3 protein-coding genes and 2 pseudogenes are annotated in these 2989 nt (G+C 57.8%); 3 read left to right on the top strand and 2 right to left on the bottom strand.

Annotated features, from left to right (window positions below):
- The first annotated feature begins 415 nt into the window (after nt 1–415).
- Nucleotides 416–739: a hypothetical protein gene (locus NKH36_RS34500; RefSeq protein ID WP_352966269.1), complete on the top strand. Its 324-nt coding sequence runs from the start codon at nt 416–418 to the stop codon at nt 737–739.
- Between the two features lie 153 nt (nt 740–892).
- On the opposite strand, the gene NKH36_RS34495 is transcribed toward NKH36_RS34500, so the two are convergent.
- Complete coding sequence (locus NKH36_RS34495) at nt 893–1117, bottom strand: hypothetical protein (protein WP_352966268.1); 225 nt, start codon at nt 1115–1117, stop codon at nt 893–895.
- Nucleotides 1118–1364: 247 nt separating this feature from the next.
- On the opposite strand from NKH36_RS34495, the gene NKH36_RS34490 reads away from it, so the two are divergent.
- Entirely contained in the window at nt 1365–1841 is a 477-nt protein-coding gene (locus NKH36_RS34490) for a hypothetical protein (RefSeq protein WP_352966267.1), read from the top strand.
- 350 nt (nt 1842–2191) lie between these two features.
- On the opposite strand, the pseudogene NKH36_RS34485 reads toward NKH36_RS34490, so the two are convergent.
- Nucleotides 2192–2595, bottom strand: a pseudogene (locus tag NKH36_RS34485) (SOS response-associated peptidase).
- A gap of 230 nt (nt 2596–2825) precedes the next feature.
- On the opposite strand from NKH36_RS34485, the pseudogene NKH36_RS34480 reads away from it, so the two are divergent.
- Nucleotides 2826–2989 (top strand): annotated as a pseudogene (locus NKH36_RS34480) (endonuclease/exonuclease/phosphatase family protein); the annotation flags it as partial.

Raw genomic sequence — 2989 nt, 5'->3', positions numbered from 1 at the left:
TGCCCAAGGACATGCCAAAGCGGCCGGCAACGCAGTGGGTCAAGCCGGGGATCAAGGCACGTGTGAAGCACCTCAGGGGCGAGGAAGACCTTCGGCATGCCTCGCTGCAAGATTTCTGGGACGAGTGAAGTTCAGTCAGCAGAATTGCTGCGGTACCATCTTCCGCAAAAAACTTGGAACCGTTGCAGAAATCACGCATTACAACTGCAGCGGTCGCTTCCTCATGATGTAACCGCGAAGACATTCCCCAAGCGAAAGCCCGCTGCCGGCCCCCTCCCGCAGCGGGCTTTTCGCTGTACGACAACATCGTTTGGCACAGCGAAAGTTTAAGAGGGTGAGCACCATTACTTGGAACATTCCTTTTGTCCGCAGGTTGGTTTGTGAGCGCGTTCGTGCGCTTAACAGGAGACAGAACATGAAACGAATCCTTTTGGCCTCCGCCGTGTTGGCGCTTTCCGCAGGGCTTTCCTTTGCCCAGACGACGAGCGGAACTTCGGGCGGAACCTCTACGACGACCACGACCACGCCTAGCACTGATCAGGGAGCCAACTCCACAACGACCACAACCGACCAGGGAACTGACACCACCACCACCAGCGGCACGAATCCGAACTCGGCCAAAGATTGCGCACCTGGCCAGCAGACCGGCAGCGCGCAGGAGGCCGCCCCTGGTCAGCAGGACACGGATGCCAGTGCCGCCGCCCCCGGTCAAATGAAGAAGACCACCGAAGATTGCTGATTAAAGGAAGGCCGGCGCCGCTTGGGGGGCGTTGGGGTGGATTTGCCTGAGGGCGCCGGCCAGGCGGATTGGGGTCCGCCGGTCGGATAGTACCGAACTTGGCGATTTGGGTAATTCCGTGATCGCGGAATGTGAGCAGGCGATCGACGACGCTCAATCCTTTGCATCGTCACCGGCTTGCACAGAACCATCGTTTTCATCTGCCGGGCTTTCTAACCCGGCCAGTTGCCGATCGGCCATTTCTTTAGCGAGGCCCACCAGGGCATCGACCTCTTGCATCTGGTCCACATGACCGCCATTTGCGACGCGTTTCCGGATCCTCTTCAGTTGTTCAGAGGTAAGCCGCAATATTCCAGCGATAGACGGCTTCTTGGCCATGCCTGCATCTCCCGCATCCCAACCCTCGAGACGAGCAAGCGTTCCGGCCCGAAACTTTTTACCAGGAAGTCGATATTAATTGACCCGCTTTCAATCCTGGTCATGAAGTCCGCGCCATCCGTTGCGCAAGCTCGAGCGGCCCAGCGGCTTGCGAGGGGGGAGACCGCCGGGCCTGACCAGCGAGCCTTAGGGGAGCTCGCATGGCTGGATGTATATGAGCTAGTTCTAATGTAACTGAAACATGCAAATGAAGTACATGGGCGGTCATCCGCTGTGTAGAAGTCATAATGTGCCCCGCGATGGGTCAATACGTCTGGCACTGCAATTGCATGGTCAGCAATGCCGGGCACCCCAATGCACGGCACTCATGGGGGTCCCGTCGCTTCGCAAATGTAGCGGCGGGTCTTCTACATCCCGGTCGCGCCCCAGCTACGCGCTGCCGACCGTCTCGCTTTCCCTCGTCGATCGTCTGGACCGGCAAATAAGCGTTCGTCTCCAGTCACTCGCACAGCACGATCTGAATGAGGTCGGACTTGGAAACTTCCATTTCAACTGCAAGCGCCGTGAGCGATTCATCGACGTTTGGCTACAGAGCTATGCCGGTTACGTTCCGGAGCATCAGCGCCGCCCTACGAAGGATGATCTGGAGATCGGCGCGACAGACATCCGCAATCCGGTCGGCAGCGTCTTCAAGCTCTTCTGTGAAGCTGAGGCGTGTCATTGATGTGCTCTTCTCGTCAAAGATAGTGCTCGCCTTCGGCACGGTGCTCGAAACAGAACCAGTGCGATGGTTGCCGCGGCTTGGCGAAACCCCATCCGGCATTCTTGCTGCAGCCGGGGTGCTCGCACCTATGGTGCTGAATGCCGGGGCGAGTGACGGGCTCCATTACACCGGGAAGGCGGATGATCTCGTCGCTCATAGTAGTGCAATCGGTTTGATCATGTGCGGGCTGTCATTCGGCTTCCCGTCCTTGACGGTCGCGTTTACATCCCGGCTCACCCGGTAGAACTGCAGTTGGCCATTCAGGTTGAGATCGAGCAACTGCTTTGCTGCTTCCGCTGAAGTCCCCGGGTCTAGCCAATCGTCGTACGCTTGAGGATCACAGGCTGCCGGTCGTGCAACTGCTTCATTGGGTCAGAAGCCGGCCCGGTGATAATCGTGCAGCTCGTGACTTCGAGTTTGGAATTGTAAGCCCAGAGGCCGGCGAAGGAGAACGGCTCGTGATCTGGCTGGAAGATATGCCAAGGATCTCGCTTTTTGTCTGCGGGCGATATCGTCCATTCGTAGAAGCCGTCAGCAGGAATGAGGCAGCGCTTGGATTTGAAGGCGTCGCGGAACGCGGTGCCGAATCGACGCTCTCAATTCGGCCATTGAACATGGCCGCTTTCGGCATCTCCTTTGCCCACCATGGCACCAGCCACCACCGGCCTTGGCGAAGCCGGTGGTTCCCGTTTTCGCCGGCCGTGACGAACGGCACTTCTTCCGTGGGCGCAATGTTGTAGCGCGGCGCGTCCTGCGCCAGACACCTTGAGTTTTGCCTTAGTCAGCAGTGAACGAAATAAGAACAAATTGTCAAGGGAGCCTTGATCAGTGAGGAAAAGGTTCCTTATCTCAGATGCATCTGAGCAGGATGGGCTATGGGAATGCGCCAAAACGCGCCGGCCGGCGAAGCTATTTCTGAATTGGAACTGGTTGCCCAGCAGGCTGGCGCTACTGCCGCATTTTGGTCCAATCCACACTGTGCTGCCCAGTTTCCCTTCGCGATTCCCTTTGCTTGCGCTCGATTGGATTCTGGCCAAACCACCAAGTCTGATTTCCAGCCTCGAAGTGCACCATACATCGCTATCTCGGATCGCCTCCGATCATCTGCC

Origin of the sequence: Mesorhizobium sp. M1312 (assembly GCF_040318115.1) — a bacterium.
Taxonomy (GTDB): Bacteria; Pseudomonadota; Alphaproteobacteria; order Rhizobiales; family Rhizobiaceae; genus Mesorhizobium.
This window is presented reverse-complemented; position numbering and strand designations above follow the sequence as displayed.

What these genes read in the sequence shown, in the direction of transcription:
- NKH36_RS34500 (WP_352966269.1), top strand. Translation starts at nt 416, where the DNA reads ATGAAACGAATCCTTTTGGCCTCCGCCGTGTTGGCGCTTTCCGCAGGG.
- NKH36_RS34495 (WP_352966268.1), bottom strand. Translation starts at nt 1,117, where the DNA reads ATGGCCAAGAAGCCGTCTATCGCTGGAATATTGCGGCTTACCTCTGAA.
- NKH36_RS34490 (WP_352966267.1), top strand. Translation starts at nt 1,365, where the DNA reads ATGAAGTACATGGGCGGTCATCCGCTGTGTAGAAGTCATAATGTGCCC.